The organism is Micromonospora sp. NPDC005324 (assembly GCF_040607155.1).
Lineage (GTDB): Bacteria > Actinomycetota > Actinomycetes > Mycobacteriales > Micromonosporaceae > Micromonospora > Micromonospora trifolii.
Genome location: NZ_JBEXGE010000033.1, coordinates 64,382 through 80,128, shown reverse-complemented (window position 1 = coordinate 80,128; position 15,747 = coordinate 64,382). Strand labels below are relative to the sequence as shown.

Genomic DNA, 15,747 nt, shown 5'->3' with positions numbered 1-15,747 from the left:
ATGGTACTGCACTCGTGAGGGTGTGGGAGAGTAGGACGCCGCCGGACAATCTTCCAGATTAGGCCACCCCCACCGGGGGTGGCCTAATCTGCGTTGCCCTCAAGCCGGCACGGTCATGCCCGATCGTGGTTGTAGTGGCCTCACCGACGGGTTGATACCCCTACAACCAGGATGTTGCGGTGTCAGTCTCGGGTCTGCATGCCGTTACGGAGGTTGCGCAGCAGGCCGCCGGCGTCGGTGACCGACCGGCCGGGGAACATCGCCATCACCACGCTGCCGTGGTCGGCCCAGCCGCACACCGCGAAGTCGCCACCCTCACCGCTGGTGCTGCCACACTTCAGCACACCGCCGAGATCGCCCGCGGGCAGCTCCCGCAGACCGTCCACCGCACCGGTCTCGTCCGACATCAGGCGGAAGAGGCTGTCCAGGTCCCGTTCCGGCTGCCAGAGCAGTGTGGTGCCCCCGAAGATGAGCACCGAGCGCTTGTCGTCGGCCGGGTCGCGGTAGACAGTGCCGAAGCTGCGGTCCAGTTCGATGTTCGCCGCCAGGCCGCTGCGCAGATAGTCGGCAGTGCTCTTAGCCCGCTCGCTGTCGTCGCGGGTCAGACCCGCAACACGATCGGGTGAGGCCAGTTGGGTGTCCTTCTGCTGCGCCACCCGCCACCCACCGACACCGAGCACCCCGGCGCCGGCGAGACCGACCACCAGTGCGACCGTCCAACCGATCTTGCGGCGGCGTGACCAGCCGCTGGGCCGCTCGTCGGGGTCTCCTCCGGAGTCCCGGGTGCTCAGCTGGATCGGCTCTTCGGTCAGCTCGACCGGCTCGCGGCCGGCGTCGCGCGACCGCTCGGTGAGATGTGCGTCGGACATAGCCGACACCGTACGCGAACGGTAGGTGGCGCACGTCAGGTCCGCGAAAGCCCTCCGTAGACTTGTCCGGTGACCGAGAGACTGGATGCCCGACGCCCCGACGCCCCGACCCTTGCCGGCCAGTACCAGCCCGGTGAGGTAGAGCAGCGACGGTACGAGCAGTGGGTAGCCGGCGGGCACTTCCGGGCCTCCGCCGACAGCGACAAGCCCCCCTTCACCATCGTCATCCCGCCGCCGAACGTCACCGGCTCGCTGCACATGGGCCACGCGTTCGAGCACACGCTGATGGACGCGTTGACCCGGCGTAAGCGGATGCAGGGCTTCGAAGCGCTGTGGCTGCCGGGCATGGACCATGCCGGCATCGCCACCCAGAACCTGGTCGAGCGCCAGCTCGCCTCCGAAGGGCTGTCCCGGCACGATCTCGGCCGGGAGAAGTTCGTCGAGCGGGTCTGGCAGTGGAAGGCCGAGTCCGGTGGCGCCATCCTCGGCCAGATGCGCCGCCTCGGCGACTCCGTCGACTGGGACCGCGAGCGCTTCACCATGGACGCGGGGTTGACCCGCGCCGTCCAGACGATCTTCAAGAAGCTCTTCGACGACGGCCTGATCTACCGGGCCAACCGGATCATCAACTGGTGTCCGCGCTGCCTCACGGCGCTCTCCGACATCGAGGTCGAGCACACCGACGACGACGGCGAGCTGATCTCGATCCGCTACAGCGACGAGGTCGTGGTGGCCACCACCCGGGCCGAGACGATGCTCGGCGACACCGCCGTGGCGGTGCACCCCGACGACGAGCGCTACCAGCACCTGATCGGCACCGAGGTCGAGCTGCCGCTGACCGGCCGCCGGATCCCGATCGTCGCCGACGCGCACGTCGACCCGTCCTTCGGCACCGGCATGGTCAAGGTGACCCCGGCCCACGACCCGAACGACTTCGAGATCGGCCAGCGGCACGACCTGCCCGCGCTGACCGTGATGGACGAGCGTGGCGTGATCACCGTGCCCGGCCCGTTCGAGGGGTTGGACCGGTTCGAGGCGCGGCCCGCGATCGTGGCGGCGCTGCGGGAGCAGGGCCGGATCGTCGCCGAGAAGCGCCCGTACGTGCACGCGGTCGGGCACTGCTCGCGGTGCAAGACCACCGTCGAGCCGCGGCTGTCGTTGCAGTGGTTCGTCAACACCGCCCCCCTGGCCCAGGCCGCGGGTGACGCGGTGCGCGACGGCCGGGTCCGTATCGAGCCGGCCGAGCTGGCCAAGCGCTACTTCGCCTGGGTCGACAACATGCACGACTGGTGCATCTCCCGCCAGCTGTGGTGGGGGCACCGCATCCCGGTCTGGTACGGCCCGGCGGGCGAGATCGTCTGCGTCGGCCCCGACGAGGCGCCGCCGACCGGCGAGGGCTGGCACCAGGACGAGGACGTCCTGGACACCTGGTTCTCCAGCGGCCTGTGGCCGTTCTCCACCCTGGGCTGGCCCGAGCAGACCCCGGACCTGGCGAAGTTCTACCCGACCAGCGTGCTGGTCACCGGGTACGACATCCTGTTCTTCTGGGTCGCCCGGATGATGATGTTCGGCCTCTACGCGATGGACGGCCGGCCGCCCTTCGACGTGGTCGCGCTGCACGGCATGGTGCGCGACCAGTTCGGCAAGAAGATGTCGAAGTCGTTCGGCAACGTGGTCGACCCGCTGGACTGGATCGACCGGTACGGCGCGGACGCCACCCGGTTCACCCTGGCGCGGGGCGCGAACCCCGGCCAGGACGTCCCGGTCAGCGAGGAGTGGTGCCAAGGCTCCCGCAACTTCTGCAACAAGCTCTGGAACGCCACCCGGTTCGCCCTGATGAACGGCGCGCACACCACGGGCGACCTGCCGCCCACCGAGCAGCTCTCCACAGTCGACCGGTGGATCCTGTCCCGGCTGGCGCACGTCACCGCCGAGGTCGACGAGCAGTTCGAGGCGTACGAGTTCGCCAAGGTGTGCGACCTGCTGTACCACTTCGCCTGGGACGACGTCTGTGACTGGTACGTCGAGCTGAGCAAGCCGGTGCTCGCCGAGGGCGGTGAGCGCGCGGAGGCCAGCCGCCGGGTGCTCGGGCACGTGCTCGACCAGCTGCTGCGGCTGCTGCACCCGGTCATCCCGTTCGTCACCGAGGAGCTGTGGCTCGCGCTGACCGGCGGCGAGACGGTGCAGGCCGCCGCCTGGCCGGTGGCCGACCGGTCGCTGGTCGACGACGCCGCCGAGGCCGAGCTGGTCGGCGTGCAGCGGGTGGTCACCGAGATCCGCCGGTTCCGTTCCGACCAGGGGCTGCGCCCCACGCAGCGGGTGGCTGCCCGCCTGGACGGGCTGTCCGGCGCGGGTATCGCCGCCCACGAGCCGCTGATCCGTTCGCTGGTCCGGTTGGATCCGGCCGGTGACGACTTCCAGGCCAGCGCCACGCTGGCCATGCCCGGCGCGGTCGGTGTCGCGTTGGACACCCGGGGGTCGATCGACGTGGCCGCCGAGCGGGCCCGGCTGACGAAGGACCACGCGGCAGCCGAGAAGGAGGTCGCGCAGGCCCGGGCGAAGCTCGACAACCCGGCCTTCATCGGCAAGGCCCCCGAGCCGGTGGTCGCGAAGATCCGCGACCGGCTCGCCACCGCCGAGGCCGACCTGGTCCGGATCAACGCTGCTCTGGAGACACTGCCCTCGTGACCGACCGTAACGAATTCGCCGCCGTCGAGGCCGAGCTGAACGCCCGCGGTTTCACCCGCATGGTCTTCGAGCTGGACCGGATCGAGTCGCTGCTCGACCTGCTCGGCAGCCCGCAGCGGGCGTACCCGGCGATCCACCTGACCGGCACCAACGGCAAGACCTCCACCGCGCGGATGATCGACTCGCTGCTGCGGGCGCACGGGCTGCACACCGGGCGGTACACCAGCCCGCACCTGGAGACCGTCCGGGAGCGGATCAGCCTGGACGGGGAGCCGGTCAGCGAGGAACGGTTCGCGTCGGTGTACCGGGAGATCAAGCCACTGGCCGAGCTGGTCGACGCGCGATCCGACGAGCCGCTGACGTACTTCGACATGACCACCGCGCTGGCGTTCGCCACGTTCGCCGACGCGCCGGTCGACATCGCTGTGGTCGAGGTCGGCCTCGGTGGCGCCGAGGACGCCACGAACGTCCTCCAGGCGGGGGTCTGCGTGATCACCCCGATCGGCCTGGACCACACCGAGTGGCTCGGTGACACGCTCCAGGACATCGCGCTGGCCAAGGCCGGCATCATCCACCCGGGGGCCACAGTGATCTCGGCGGCCCAGGAGGAGGAGGCCGCTGGGCCCCTCCTCGAACGCTGCGCCGAGGTCGGGGCCACGCTCGCTCGGGAGGGCGGCGAGTTCGGCGTGCTGGGTCGGGCGGTCGCGGTCGGCGGTCAGGTGCTCACCCTCCAGGGGCTGGGCGGCGTGTACGACGACGTGTTCATTCCGCTGCACGGTGCCCACCAGGCGCAGAACGCGGCGATGGCGCTCGCCGCCGTGGAGGCGTTCCTGGGTGCGGGGGCTCGACGTCAGCTGGACATCGAGGCGGTCCGGGAGGGCTTCGCCTCGACCAGCTCCCCGGGTCGGCTGGAGCGGGTCCGCAACGCCCCGACCATCCTGCTGGACGGTGCGCACAACCCGCACGGCATGAAGGCCACAGTCACCGCGCTCCAGGAGGAGTTCGCGTTCAGCAAGCTGGTGGCCGTGATCGGCGTACTGGCAGACAAGGACGCGGAAGCGCTGCTGGAGTTGCTGGAGCCGGTGGTCGACCAGGTGGTGGTCACCCGCAACAGCTCGCCACGGGCGATGCCGACGGAGGAACTCGCCCCGCTGGCCGCCGAGATCTTCGGCGAGGAGCGGGTGGCTTCGGCGGAGGAGATGCCGGATGCGATCGAGCTGGCGGTGGCGATGGCCGAGGAGGACGTCCCCGGTGAGCTGAGCGGGGTCGGGGTTCTGATCACCGGTTCGGTGGTGACGGTCGCCGACGCCCGTCGGCTGCTGAAGCGATGACCAGCCCGGAGCGGGACCCGCGCCCCACCGAGGACCCGACCGGTCCGCCGGTCGAGCAGCCGGCGGGGGAGGAGCCCACGGCCGGGCAACCGCGACGCTCCGGGTTACGCAACCCGGAGCGGGCGGTACGCGGTCTCGGCGCTGGCACGCTCAGTCTGGAGGCGCTGGTGCTGCTGCTGGCGATCCAGCCGATCCGGGTGGTCGGCGGTGACCTGGGCGGCGCCGCGATCGGGGCGGTCGTGGCACTGGCGGTGGCCGCCGTGGTGCTCGCCGGCATGATGCGTCGCCAGTGGGCCTGGAACGCCGGCACAGTGCTCCAGGGCCTGCTGTTGCTGGGCGGACTGCTGCACTGGTCGCTGCTCGGGCTGGGCGTCATCTTCGCCCTGGTCTGGGCGTACGCGTTGCACGTTCGCCGCGTCATTCTCGGCTGATGCCGGACCCGGCCGGCGCCGTCCGAAGACGGGCCGGTCAGGCGTCGGCGCGTTCGCGCCACTGGGTGAGCGCGACGCCGTGGCCGTCCGGGTCGCGGAAGGCCGCCGCCCACACCTCCAGCTTGGTGCCGCGGTTGACCACCCGGGGCGCGTACGTGAAGCGGACGCCCGACTCGCGCAACCGCTCGTACGCCGCCTCGATGTCGTTCACCTCGAGGTTGACGTGCACGAGTCGGCGGCTGATGGGCGCCGCCCCGGTCACCTCGCGCAGGACGATGCGGGTCGTCCCGGAGGCGAGGACCGCGTTGTGAGCACCCTGGTCGACCTCGCTGAAGCCGAGCACGTCGCGGTAGAAGCCGAGCGACCGGGGCAGGTCGGTGACCAGCAGGGTGAGGCCCACCCCGCTGATCGGCCCGGTCGGGTCCGCGGCCGAGTCGGTGTCGAACCCGAAGATCGCCTGGTCCAGTTCCTCGTCGGTCACTGTCGCGCGTGCGGCGCCGGCCGGGGAGGGATCGTCCAGTGGAAGATCGAGTGGGTCCAGCGGGTCGACCGCGCCGGGGCCGGACCGCTGCGCGGGCGGAGGGTCGAAGCGCCGCGCGCTGGGCTGCTCGAAGCGCTGCGCGCTGGGCTGGTCGACGGGGTCCTCGGCGGGTGGGGCGGTCGCGCCGCCCGCCTCCGACGCGTCGAACCGGTCGGCCGCGGGCTCGTCGAAGCGCTCCTCGGCGGGCGGGCGCGGTGCGGGAGTAGTCGCCCGTCGGGGCAGCCCACCGGCCTGCGGCTCGACGACGACGCCCTCCAACACCACCGGGCCACCCGGGCTCTGGTGCATCACCACGGGCTCACGCTCCTCGGGCATGACGCCCGGGTCGTCGCGCCGGTTGTCGTCACGCCGCAGGTCGTCATGCCGAGGGTCGTCGCGCCGCGGGTCGCTGCGCAGCGGGTCACCGAGCGGGTCCCGGAACGGGTCGCCGACCGGGTCGCGGAAGTCGTCGCGGAAGTCGTCATCGGGTGCCCGGTCGGCCCACGGCGGCGCGTCCTGCTGGATCAGCAGATCGTCCATCGCCTCCGCCTCGGCGAACTCCGGCGGGAGATCGGCGACGGCAGCGGCGGTCTCGGCGTGGGTGGGCACCTCGTCCCAGAGGACCTTGACGTGCCGCTGGTCGTCCAGAGCGACCCGGATCGGCAGGGTCTGGCCCAGCGACGGCCACTTGGAGACCGGCACCCTCGGCTCGATGATCTTTTTGGACCGTGGTGGCAGGCCAGGGGCGTCGAGCACCAGTTGCAGTTCGCAGCGGCCGAACGCGTACTGGGTTGGTGGTTCGGAGGCGCTGTGCACATGGCCGACGCCGACGACCCAGGTGCGACCGCCGCCGCGTACGGTCGCCAGCGCGATCGCCAGCACCAGCAGGGCGACCCCGAGAGCCACGATGGCCCAACTGGTCATGCCCAGCCCGAACAGGACGACGAACGTGGCCACGGTGCCCAGCACCGTGCCGATCAGCTTGCGTACCGGCGCGATGGGTCGGTTCCCGCCATTCGCCACAGTGGACCTCCCGGGGGTCAGGGCCAGGCTAGGCCGGATCGGCCACCGGGGGAAAGACCGGCCGCCGCGCCGGCGCCGGGACCGGGTCGCTAGGCTGACCGTACCGATCCCAAGCGTTCAGCGCGTACAGGAGGAACCCAGCGTGTCCAGCAACAGCCCGGATGAGCGCAGCCTCGTTCTGATCAAGCCCGACGCGGTCCGCCGCGGCCTGGTCGGCGAGGTCCTCTCCCGCTTCGAGCGCAAGGGGCTGCGGATCGACGCGATGGCGCACCGGACGATGGACGCCGCGCTCGCCGACGAGCACTACGCCGAGCACGTCGACAAGGCGTTCTACCCGCCGCTGAAGGATTTCATGACCGGCGGCCCGCTGGTCGCCCTGGTGCTCTCCGGCGACCAGGTCATCGACGTGGTCCGCGGGTTGGTCGGCGCCACCGACGGGCGCAGGGCCGTCGCCGGCACCATCCGGGGTGACCTGTCGCTGTCCAACCGGGAGAACCTGGTGCACGCCTCCGACTCGACGGACAGCGCCAAGCGCGAGATCGCGCTCTGGTTCCCCGAGCTGGGCTGACGGCCACCCGACCGGGGCCGACCGAGACGACGCCCGGGTTCAGCCGACCGCCGGCACCTTCGCCGGGTTGCCGACCACGTAGATCCCGGTGATCCGTCCGTCGGCCGCGGCGATGGTCAGCGTGTACCGACTGCCGTCCGCACGGGTGATCAGCATCGCCGGTTCCCCGTTGAGCTCGACCGGATCCATCGTCACTCGATGACGCGGGCCGTAGACCCCGACGTAGAACCGGGCTATCCGGTCCGCGCCGGTGACCGGGTTGAGGGCGGCCCGCACCCGACCGCCGCCGTCGTTCCACGCGGCGGCGTCGGCGGCCACCAGGTCGGTGAGCCTCGCCAGGTCGCCGTCGCGGGCGGCGGCGAGGAACGCGTCCAGCAGCCGCTCCCGCTCCGGACGGCTGGCGGTGAACCGACGCTGCTCCTGCCGTACCCGCGCGGTCGCCCGGTGGGACAACTGCCGGCAGTCGGCGACGGACCGGTCCAGGATCTCGGCGATCTCCGCGTACGGCAGGTCGAAGGCCGTGTGCAGGACGTACACCGCCCGCTCCGGCGGGGTGAGCCGCTCCAGGACGTGCAGCAACGCGGTGGAGAGCGAGTCGCGCAGCTCCACCCGGTCCAACGGCCCGAACGGCGAGGGCGCGGTCGGCACCGGCTCGGGCAGCCACGTCCCGACGTACGTCTCGCGGGCCGCCTGCCGGGCGCGCAGCCGGTCCAGGGCCAACCGGGTGACCACCCGGGACAGGTACCGGCGCGGCTCCTCGACCCGCGCCCGGTCCACACCCAGCCAGCGCAGGTACGCCTCCTGGAGCACGTCCTCCGCGTCGTGCCGGCTGCCGAGCAGGCGGTACGCGAGCCCGAGCAGCATCGGCCGGTGCGCATCGAGCGCACCGGCCGCCTCTGCTGCCGCCTCGGTGGTCACACCTGGGCCGGGGGCTCCAGCCGCAACGTCACGCCGATCCGATTCCACACGTTGATTGTGGCAATCGCCATGACCAGGTCGGCCAGTTCCTTCTCCGACCAGACCTTCGCGGCGTCATCCCACACCTCGTCCGGCACCCCGTGCTCGCCGAGCCGGGTGACCGCGTCGGTGAGGGCCAGCGCGGCCCGCTCCCGCTCGTCGAAGAAGGGCGCCTCCCGCCAGGTGGCGACAGCGAACAGCCGCCGGCTCGACTCGCCGTCCGCGAGCGCGTCCCGGCTGTGCATGTCCACGCAGTACGCGCACCCGTTGATCATCGACGCCCGCAGCTTCACCAGCTCCAGCACTGTGCGGTCGACGTTCGCCTGGACGTACTTCTCCAACCCCATGACGGCCTTGTACGCCTGCGGTGCGACCTCGGCCGGGTTCATCCGTTGCACGACTACCTCCTGATCGGTCCGACACCGTTATGACGGCCGGGCCGGGGCGGGTCGTGACAACCAGGGTTGTGACCTCGCTCATGCCGCCACATTCGGGCCGCAGGCGGCCTTCGTGCACGCGCCGCTTCACCTCATGATCAGCGGCGGTCGCCGCCGGGGGTGAGGATCGGCAGGGCGGGCACCGTGCGCTCGGACGGGTCGTCGGCCGTGGCGGACATCGGCGCGGCGGGTGCTGGTGCGGAGGCCGGTGCCGCGGGCGGGGTGCCGGGGGCCGCCCTTCCCCGTCCGGAGAACCGGCGTCCCGCCCCGATCATCGGCTGCTCCACCCAGCGGTAGAGCAGGTCGGCGGCGAGCAGGCCGACCACGGTGGTGGCCACGAACAACCGGGTGCTGTGCCCGGCGTACGACGGGACCAGCGCGATCACCGTCGTCATGGCGAGGTACTGCACCAGGTAGAGCGAGTAGGAGCGTTCGCCCACCCACACCAGCGGTCGCCAGGAGAGCAGTTTCGTCGGCAGGCCAGGGGCCAGCATGGCGGGGAGCAGTAGCGCCACGGCCACCGCGTACACGCCGATCATCGACTCCGCGTGGCCGTCCGCGGCGGGCGGCCAGTACGGCAGCGCCAGGTGCACGGCGACGAACCCGACGACTACGGCGAGCGACGCCACGGGGCTGGTCAACGGCCGGAACAGCGCGTACCCCCGGGGGTGGTGCAGGACGACCGCCAGCAGGCAGCCCACCAGGATCGACACGTAGTGGATCGGCCAGTAGGGCCAGTCCTTCTCGAACGGGATCAGCGCGACCAGAGCGGCGATGGCCAGCACCGTCACCGCCATCCGGCGCAGAAACGCGGCACGGACGAACACGAAGGCGAGCAGCGGCCACACCAGGTAGAACTTCCACTCGATCGCGATCGTCCAGGAGTGCGGGAACGCCTGGTTCGGCGCGAACTCGTTGACCATGAGCAGGTAGTACGGCATCGATTCGCGGAGCCTCGTGCTGGCGCCGTTGAGGTGCGCGAGGGCGTACGTCGCGGCGAGCACCACCAGGTAGACCGGCAGGATCCGGAAGAAGCGCCGGACGTAGAAGGAGCGCAACGACACCCGCCCCCGCGACTCCTCCTCGCGCAGCATCAGCGTGGTGATCAGAAAGCCGGAGAGCACGAAGAACAGTTGAACGCCCACCCAGCCGGAGAGCCAGGTCCATCGCGGCCCCCCGAAGTGGAAGGCGACGACGATCACCGCGGCGATCGCACGGAGCCCGTCGAGGGCAGGAAACCGGCGCATCGCGCGGTATTCGGCGTAACTTATGGTGGACACCCGCTGAATTCTGGGGAGCGGCACACAACGCGTCAAGGCGGCTCTCCCGCCCCTGGTCGGGTTCGCCGTCACTCGAAGGCGTGGCGGTGGGCGCGTCGAGTATCGTTGGACACCGTAAGGCGATGACCCGGCCATCACCGGTGAGCCTCCGGAAGAACAGCCGGGCAACCGGCCCAGTAGAACCGGACGGGTGCGGCCCGTCACAGCCGGTAATGAGCGGGCGGTCGATCCTGACCGCCAAGCGGGGTGGTACCGCGGGCCACCCGGGAGCGCCATTCCAGGCGTACCCGGAGGTTCGTCCTCGCAGACCCACGTTGAGTGAGCTGCATGAGGAGAGCGACCCCCGATGGCCTATCCGTTGCACGACCCGACCGCCGCCGGTGTCCCGGCGAGCCCGGACCTGCCCGCGGTCGAGCGCCGGGTGCTGGAGCACTGGACGGCCGACAAGACCTTCGAGGCCAGCATCGAGGCCCGCCCCGCCGGTACGGACGGCAAGAACGAGTACGTCTTCTACGACGGCCCGCCGTTCGCCAACGGCCTGCCGCACTACGGTCACCTCTTCACCGGCTACGTCAAGGACGTGGTGCCCCGCTACCAGACCATGCGCGGCCGGCACGTCGAGCGGCGCTTCGGCTGGGACTGCCACGGCCTGCCCGCCGAGGTGGTGGCCGAGAAGCAGCTCGGCATCACCAGCAAGGCCGAGATCATCGACCTGGGCGTGGACCGGTTCAACGAGGCCTGCCGCACCTCGGTGCTGGAGTTCACCCAGGACTGGGAGCGGTACATCAACCGGCAGGCCCGGTGGGTCGACTTCACCAACGACTACAAGACCCTCGACCTGGACTACATGGAAAGCGTCATGTGGGCCTTCAAGACCCTGCACGACAAGGGTCTGATCTACGAGGGCTTCCGGGTGCTGGCGTACTGCTGGCGTTGTGAGACGCCGCTGTCGAACACCGAGACCCGGATGGACGACGTCTACCGGGACCGGCACGACCCCACGCTGTCGGTGTGGTTCGAGCTGACCGCCGACGAGTCCGCGCCGGAGCTGGTGCGCGGGCCGGTCAAGCTGGGCGTCTGGACCACCACGCCGTGGACCCTGCCGTCGAACCTGGCGCTCGCCGTCGGGCCCGACATCGAGTACGCGGTGCTCGAACGCGACGGCGCCCGCTACCTGGTGGGGGCGGCGCGGCTGGCCGCGTACGCCAAGGAGCTGGAGGGCTACGAGCAGGTCGGCAGTGTGTACGGCCGGGACCTGGCCGGGCGCCGCTACACGCCGCTGTTCGACTTTCTCGTCGAGCAGGCCGGGGAGAACGCCTACCAGGTGCTCGGCGCGGAGTTCGTCACCACCGAGGACGGCACCGGGATCGTGCACCTGGCCCCGGCCTTCGGTGAGGACGACCAGAACGTCTGCAACGCCGCCGGCATCCCCACCATCGTCACTGTCGACGACCACACCCGGTTCACCGCGCTGGTCCCGCCATACCAGGGTGAGCAGGTCTTCGACGTCAACAAGCCGGTGATCCGGGAGCTGAAGGACCGGGGGGTGGTGCTCAAGCAGGACACCTACACCCACTCGTACCCGCACTGCTGGCGCTGCGAGACCCCGCTGGTCTACAAGGCGGTGTCGTCGTGGTTCGTCGCGGTGACCCAGTTCCGGGACCGGATGGTCGAGCTGAACCAGGAAATCAACTGGACGCCCGGCCACATCAAGGACGGCTCGTTCGGCAAGTGGCTGGCCAACGCCCGGGACTGGTCGATCAGCCGGAACCGGTTCTGGGGCTCGCCGATTCCGGCGTGGAAGTCCGACGACCCGAACTACCCGCGCCTGGACGTCTACGGCTCGCTGGCCGACATCGAGCGGGACTTCGGCGTACGCCTGACCGACCTGCACCGGCCGGCGGTGGACGACCTGGTCCGCCCCAACCCGGACGACCCTACGGGTGCGTCGATGATGCGCCGGGTGCCGGAGGTGCTGGACTGCTGGTTCGAGTCCGGGTCGATGCCGTTCGCCCAGGTGCACTACCCGTTCGAGAACGCGGACTGGTTCGAGCACCACTACCCGGGTGACTTCATCGTCGAGTACATCGGGCAGACCCGCGGCTGGTTCTACACGATGCACGTGCTGGCCACCGCGCTGTTCGACCGGCCGGCGTTCCGCAACTGCCTGAGCCACGGCATCCTGCTCGGCTCGGACGGACGCAAGATGTCCAAGAGCCTGCGCAACTACCCCGACGTCTACCACGCCTTCGACGCGTACGGCTCGGACGCGATGCGCTGGATGCTGATGTCCTCGCCGGTGCTGCGCGGTGGGGACATGGCGGTCACCGAGGCGGGCATCCGCGACGCCGTCCGGCAGGTGCTGCTGCCGCTGTGGAACGTGTGGTACTTCTTCACGCTCTACGCCAACGCCGACGGGTACCGGGCCAAGCGGAAGACCGACGCCGAGCCGACCGGCGGCGGGGACGCCGCGGGCACCCTGCTCGACCGGTACGTGCTGGCGAAGACGAACGAGCTGGTGTCGACCGTCGGCGCGCAGATGGACGCGTACGACATCTCGGGCGCCTGCGCCACCGTCCGGTCCTACCTGGACGCGCTGACCAACTGGTACGTGCGCCGGTCCCGGGACCGGTTCTGGTCCGGTGACGCCAACGCCTTCGACACCCTGTCGACGGTGCTGGAGACCCTCTGCCGGGTGGTGGCGCCGCTCGCGCCGCTGACCGCCGAGGAGATCTGGCGTGGCCTGACCGGGGAGCGTTCGGTGCACCTGACCGACTGGCCGGAGGCGAGCGAGTTCCCGGCCGACCACGACCTGGTCGCCGCGATGGACAACGTGCGGGCGGTCGCCTCGGCGGCGCTGTCGCTGCGCAAGGCCAAGGGGCTGCGGGTGCGACTGCCGCTGTCCACGCTGACAGTGGCCTCGCCGGTCGCGGAGCAGCTGCGGCCGTTCGCCGACCTGGTCGCCGACGAGGTCAACGTGAAGACGGTGGAGTTCAGCGCGGAGCTGTCCGCGTACTGCGAGCAGGTGTTGACGGTGGTGCCCCGGGCGCTCGGCCCGCGGGTCGGCAAGCAGGTGCAACAGGTGATCAAGGCGGTCAAGGCTGGCGAGTGGGAGCTGGTCGACGGCGCCCCGGTGGCCGCCGGCGTCACCCTCGCCGAGGGCGAGTACGAGCTACGCCTGGTCGCGGCCGACGCCGAGCACTCCGCGCCGCTGCCCGGCGGCGAGGGCGTGGTGGTGCTGGACACCGATGTCACTGCGGAGTTGGCCGCCGAGGGGCTGGCCCGCGACGTGGTGCGGGTCGTGCAGCAGGCCCGCCGGGACGCCGACCTGGACGTCTCGGACCGGATCGTGGTGTCGGTGTCGGCGTCCGACGAGGTACGCGCGGCGGTGGCCGCGTACGTCGACTTCGTCTCCGCGGAGGTGCTGGCCGACTCGGTGGACTTCACCGAGGGCCCGGGCGGCTCCGCCGTTGAGAGCCCGGGCGGCTCCGCCGTTGAGGGCCTTGCGGGCTTCGCTGGCGAGGTCGGCGATGGTGAGCGGGTAACTGTGGTCGTCCGCCGGGTATAACGGACCATCGCCAGGGTGCGGGCGCCTCACCACCTCCGTCTGGGAGGTATGGAGGCGTCCGCTACCGTGACACCGCCTGTTCGCACCTGATCTGCCGGAGGACCAGTGCCCCTGCTCTACACCATCGGCAAGCTCACCGTGGCGCCCACGCTGCGGTTGGCGTTCCGCCCGACCGTGGAGGGGCTGGAACACGTGCCGGAGATCGGTGGCGCGGTCTTCGCCGGCAACCACCTCTCGGTGGCCGACGAGCTGTTCCTCGGCACGGTCGTGCCCCGGCACCTGGCGTTCTGGGCCAAGTCGGAATATTTCAAGGGCGCCGGCGTGAAGGGTGCGATCTCCAAGTTCGTCCTCACCGGCCTGGGCGCGATCCCGGTCGAGCGGGCCGGTGGTCGGGCGGCGCTGTCCGCGTTCGACGCGGCGATCCCGGCGCTCAAGGGCGGTGACCTGGTGGTGGTCTACCCGGAGGGCACCCGCTCGCCGGACGGCAAGCTCTACCGCGGGCGTACCGGCGCGGCCCGTCTGGCGATCTCGGCCGGCGTGCCGATCATCCCGGTCGGCATGATCGGCACGGACAAGGCGCAGCCGATCGGTGCCCGGGTGCCCCGGCCGGGCACTGCCAAGATCACGGTTCGATTCGGCAAGCCGCTGGACTTCAGCGGCCGACCGGACGACCGCACGTCGCTGCGGCAGATGACCGACGAGCTGATGAGTGAGATCCAGAAGCTCACCGGCCAGGAGTACGTGCCCCGCTACGCCCCGCCGCGCGCCCACCCGGACCCGACCCGAGACGCCTGACCCCGGCCGCGGGCCCCGGCCCCAGCTACCGCCTTTCGCCGCTCAGCCCCGCTCGGGTTGGACGATCTGGGCGCGCAGGGTGGCCAGCAGGTCGGCACTGTCGGCGACGGAGAGTCGGGTGAACACGCCGGTGGCGATGCTGCCGTGGTCGACCGATGTGCAGACCACCACGGCGCTGCCGTCGGCGCTACCCACCGCACACCGTTCGTGCCTGCCCCGTACACCGGTGTCCACGCTCTCCGGGGCATCCAGCGCGTACCGCTCGGTGAGCCGGCTGATCTCGGCCTCCGCGTCCGACTCGGGGCTCAGTCGGAAGCCGGTGCCGCCGAAGACCGTCACCCGCTTGCCGCTCGTCGTGGCGTAGAGGCCGGCGAACGTGTCCTCGGCCAGCCAGTGCTCCTTGCGTACCTCGTTCTCCAACTGTTTGGCGGTCTCCGTGCTGCGGCCGTCCTGCCGCAGGCTGAGGTCGTCCACCTGGACGGGCAGTGCCGCGCGCGCCGGGTACTGGGCCGAGATCGGGAACCCGTAGTAGGCGGGGCAGCCACAGCAGCACGCCAGGGTGAGCAGCAGCAGCCACGGCCAGCGGCGTCGCCGACGGACCGGTACCGGCACGTACCCCTTGGGGGCCTGCCAGCCCGGCGGCGTCGGTGGTGGCGGCGCGGTGGATCGCCGGCGCTGCTTCGGCACCTTCGGCACCTTCGTCGGCGCGGGTGGCGCGGGTGGCGACATCGGTCGGGCCGGCACCATGGGTCCGATGGCCTGCGGTGCGCGCGGGGCAGCCGGCGGCGGCACCGGGTGCGGCCCGGCGAGCGGCGGCACGGGGTGCGAACCGGCCGGGGGAGCGGGCGGACCGGACCACTGCCGGGTCTCCGGCGGCGTCGGATACGACATCGTCGGTGGCAGCGGGGGCAGTTCGGGGGAGGGCAGGTCCCAGCCGCCGGTGTCCACGCCGGCCCACGGGTCGACCGGCGTCTGGTGCTCCGGCGGCCCGAAGGAGACCGGCGGGGGAGGGGTCGGCTCGGCCGACTCGCCCCAGCTGGACCGGCGTGGCAGCGGCGGCGGCACCGGAGCCGAACCGCTCCACCTGGGTGCCGGGACCTCCGCGGTGGCGGCAGGTTCCGGCTGGTCTGGGGTTTCTGGCTGGTCCGAGGGTTCCGGCTGGTCCGAGGGTACGGGTGGGGAGGTCGGCTCGTCGGCGACCGCCGGGTCCCGCTCCGGCTCCGCGCCCGGGGTGCTCCCGTCGGCCGGCCGTGCTCCCGGCTGGGGCTCCGGCATCGCGG

General features: G+C 71.3%; 12 protein-coding genes. 6 read left to right on the top strand and 6 right to left on the bottom strand.

Features of this window, described 5'->3' with window-relative positions; all coding sequences use genetic code 11:
• Positions 1 to 182: 182 nt before the first annotated feature.
• Entirely contained in the window at positions 183 to 869 is a 687-nt protein-coding gene (locus tag ABZS40_RS27945; RefSeq protein ID WP_354946462.1) for a hypothetical protein, read from the bottom strand.
• A gap of 69 nt (positions 870 to 938) precedes the next feature.
• Between ABZS40_RS27945 and ABZS40_RS27940 the strand changes: the two genes are divergently transcribed.
• Genes ABZS40_RS27940 through ABZS40_RS27930 form a run of 3 tightly spaced genes read left to right on the top strand, consistent with a single transcriptional unit; the run spans position 939 to position 5,319 of the window.
• Positions 939 to 3,557 (top strand): valine--tRNA ligase, encoded by a 2,619-nt coding sequence (locus tag ABZS40_RS27940; RefSeq protein ID WP_354946461.1) that lies wholly within the window; start codon positions 939 to 941, stop codon positions 3,555 to 3,557.
• A complete protein-coding gene (locus ABZS40_RS27935) occupies positions 3,554 to 4,888 on the top strand; it encodes a folylpolyglutamate synthase/dihydrofolate synthase family protein (RefSeq protein WP_354946460.1) in 1,335 nt (444 codons plus the stop codon). Before ABZS40_RS27940 ends, ABZS40_RS27935 begins: the two co-directional genes overlap by 4 nt.
• Positions 4,885 to 5,319, top strand: a complete 435-nt coding sequence (locus tag ABZS40_RS27930; protein WP_354946459.1) for a DUF4233 domain-containing protein — start codon at positions 4,885 to 4,887, stop codon at positions 5,317 to 5,319. Before ABZS40_RS27935 ends, ABZS40_RS27930 begins: the two co-directional genes overlap by 4 nt.
• A 37-nt stretch (positions 5,320 to 5,356) precedes the next feature.
• On the opposite strand, the gene ABZS40_RS27925 is transcribed toward ABZS40_RS27930, so the two are convergent.
• A complete protein-coding gene (locus tag ABZS40_RS27925; RefSeq protein ID WP_354946458.1) occupies positions 5,357 to 6,862 on the bottom strand; it encodes a VOC family protein in 1,506 nt (501 codons plus the stop codon).
• Between the two features lie 142 nt (positions 6,863 to 7,004).
• Here ABZS40_RS27925 and ndk point away from each other — a divergent pair, with 142 nt between their 5' ends.
• The gene (ndk, locus tag ABZS40_RS27920; RefSeq protein ID WP_354946457.1) at positions 7,005 to 7,430 is read left to right on the top strand and encodes a nucleoside-diphosphate kinase; all 426 of its coding nucleotides are present in this window, start codon (positions 7,005 to 7,007) and stop codon (positions 7,428 to 7,430) included.
• Positions 7,431 to 7,469: 39 nt separating this feature from the next.
• Here ndk and sigJ read toward each other — a convergent pair whose 3' ends face one another.
• The 3 genes from sigJ to ABZS40_RS27905 form a co-directional block, all read right to left on the bottom strand.
• Positions 7,470 to 8,348: an RNA polymerase sigma factor SigJ gene (sigJ, locus tag ABZS40_RS27915; RefSeq protein ID WP_354946456.1), complete on the bottom strand. Its 879-nt coding sequence runs from the start codon at positions 8,346 to 8,348 to the stop codon at positions 7,470 to 7,472.
• Positions 8,345 to 8,785: a carboxymuconolactone decarboxylase family protein gene (locus ABZS40_RS27910; RefSeq protein ID WP_354946455.1), complete on the bottom strand. Its 441-nt coding sequence runs from the start codon at positions 8,783 to 8,785 to the stop codon at positions 8,345 to 8,347. Before ABZS40_RS27910 ends, sigJ begins: the two co-directional genes overlap by 4 nt.
• 137 nt (positions 8,786 to 8,922) lie before the next feature.
• Positions 8,923 to 10,104 carry an acyltransferase gene (locus tag ABZS40_RS27905; RefSeq protein WP_354946454.1) on the bottom strand — a complete coding sequence of 394 codons (1,182 nt, stop codon included), beginning with the start codon at positions 10,102 to 10,104 and terminating at the stop codon, positions 8,923 to 8,925.
• Between the two features lie 346 nt (positions 10,105 to 10,450).
• Between ABZS40_RS27905 and ileS the strand changes: the two genes are divergently transcribed.
• Together ileS and ABZS40_RS27895 are read left to right on the top strand one after the other, a co-directional pair.
• A complete protein-coding gene (ileS, locus tag ABZS40_RS27900; protein WP_354946453.1) occupies positions 10,451 to 13,672 on the top strand; it encodes an isoleucine--tRNA ligase in 3,222 nt (1,073 codons plus the stop codon).
• A gap of 105 nt (positions 13,673 to 13,777) precedes the next feature.
• Entirely contained in the window at positions 13,778 to 14,467 is a 690-nt protein-coding gene (locus tag ABZS40_RS27895; protein ID WP_354946452.1) for a lysophospholipid acyltransferase family protein, read from the top strand.
• A 42-nt stretch (positions 14,468 to 14,509) separates the two neighbouring features.
• Here the strand turns inward: ABZS40_RS27895 and ABZS40_RS27890 are convergent, their stop codons facing one another.
• Positions 14,510 to 15,742, bottom strand: coding sequence for a hypothetical protein (locus ABZS40_RS27890; RefSeq protein WP_354946451.1), 1,233 nt, complete (start codon positions 15,740 to 15,742; stop codon positions 14,510 to 14,512).
• Between the last annotated feature and the right edge of the window lie 5 nt (positions 15,743 to 15,747).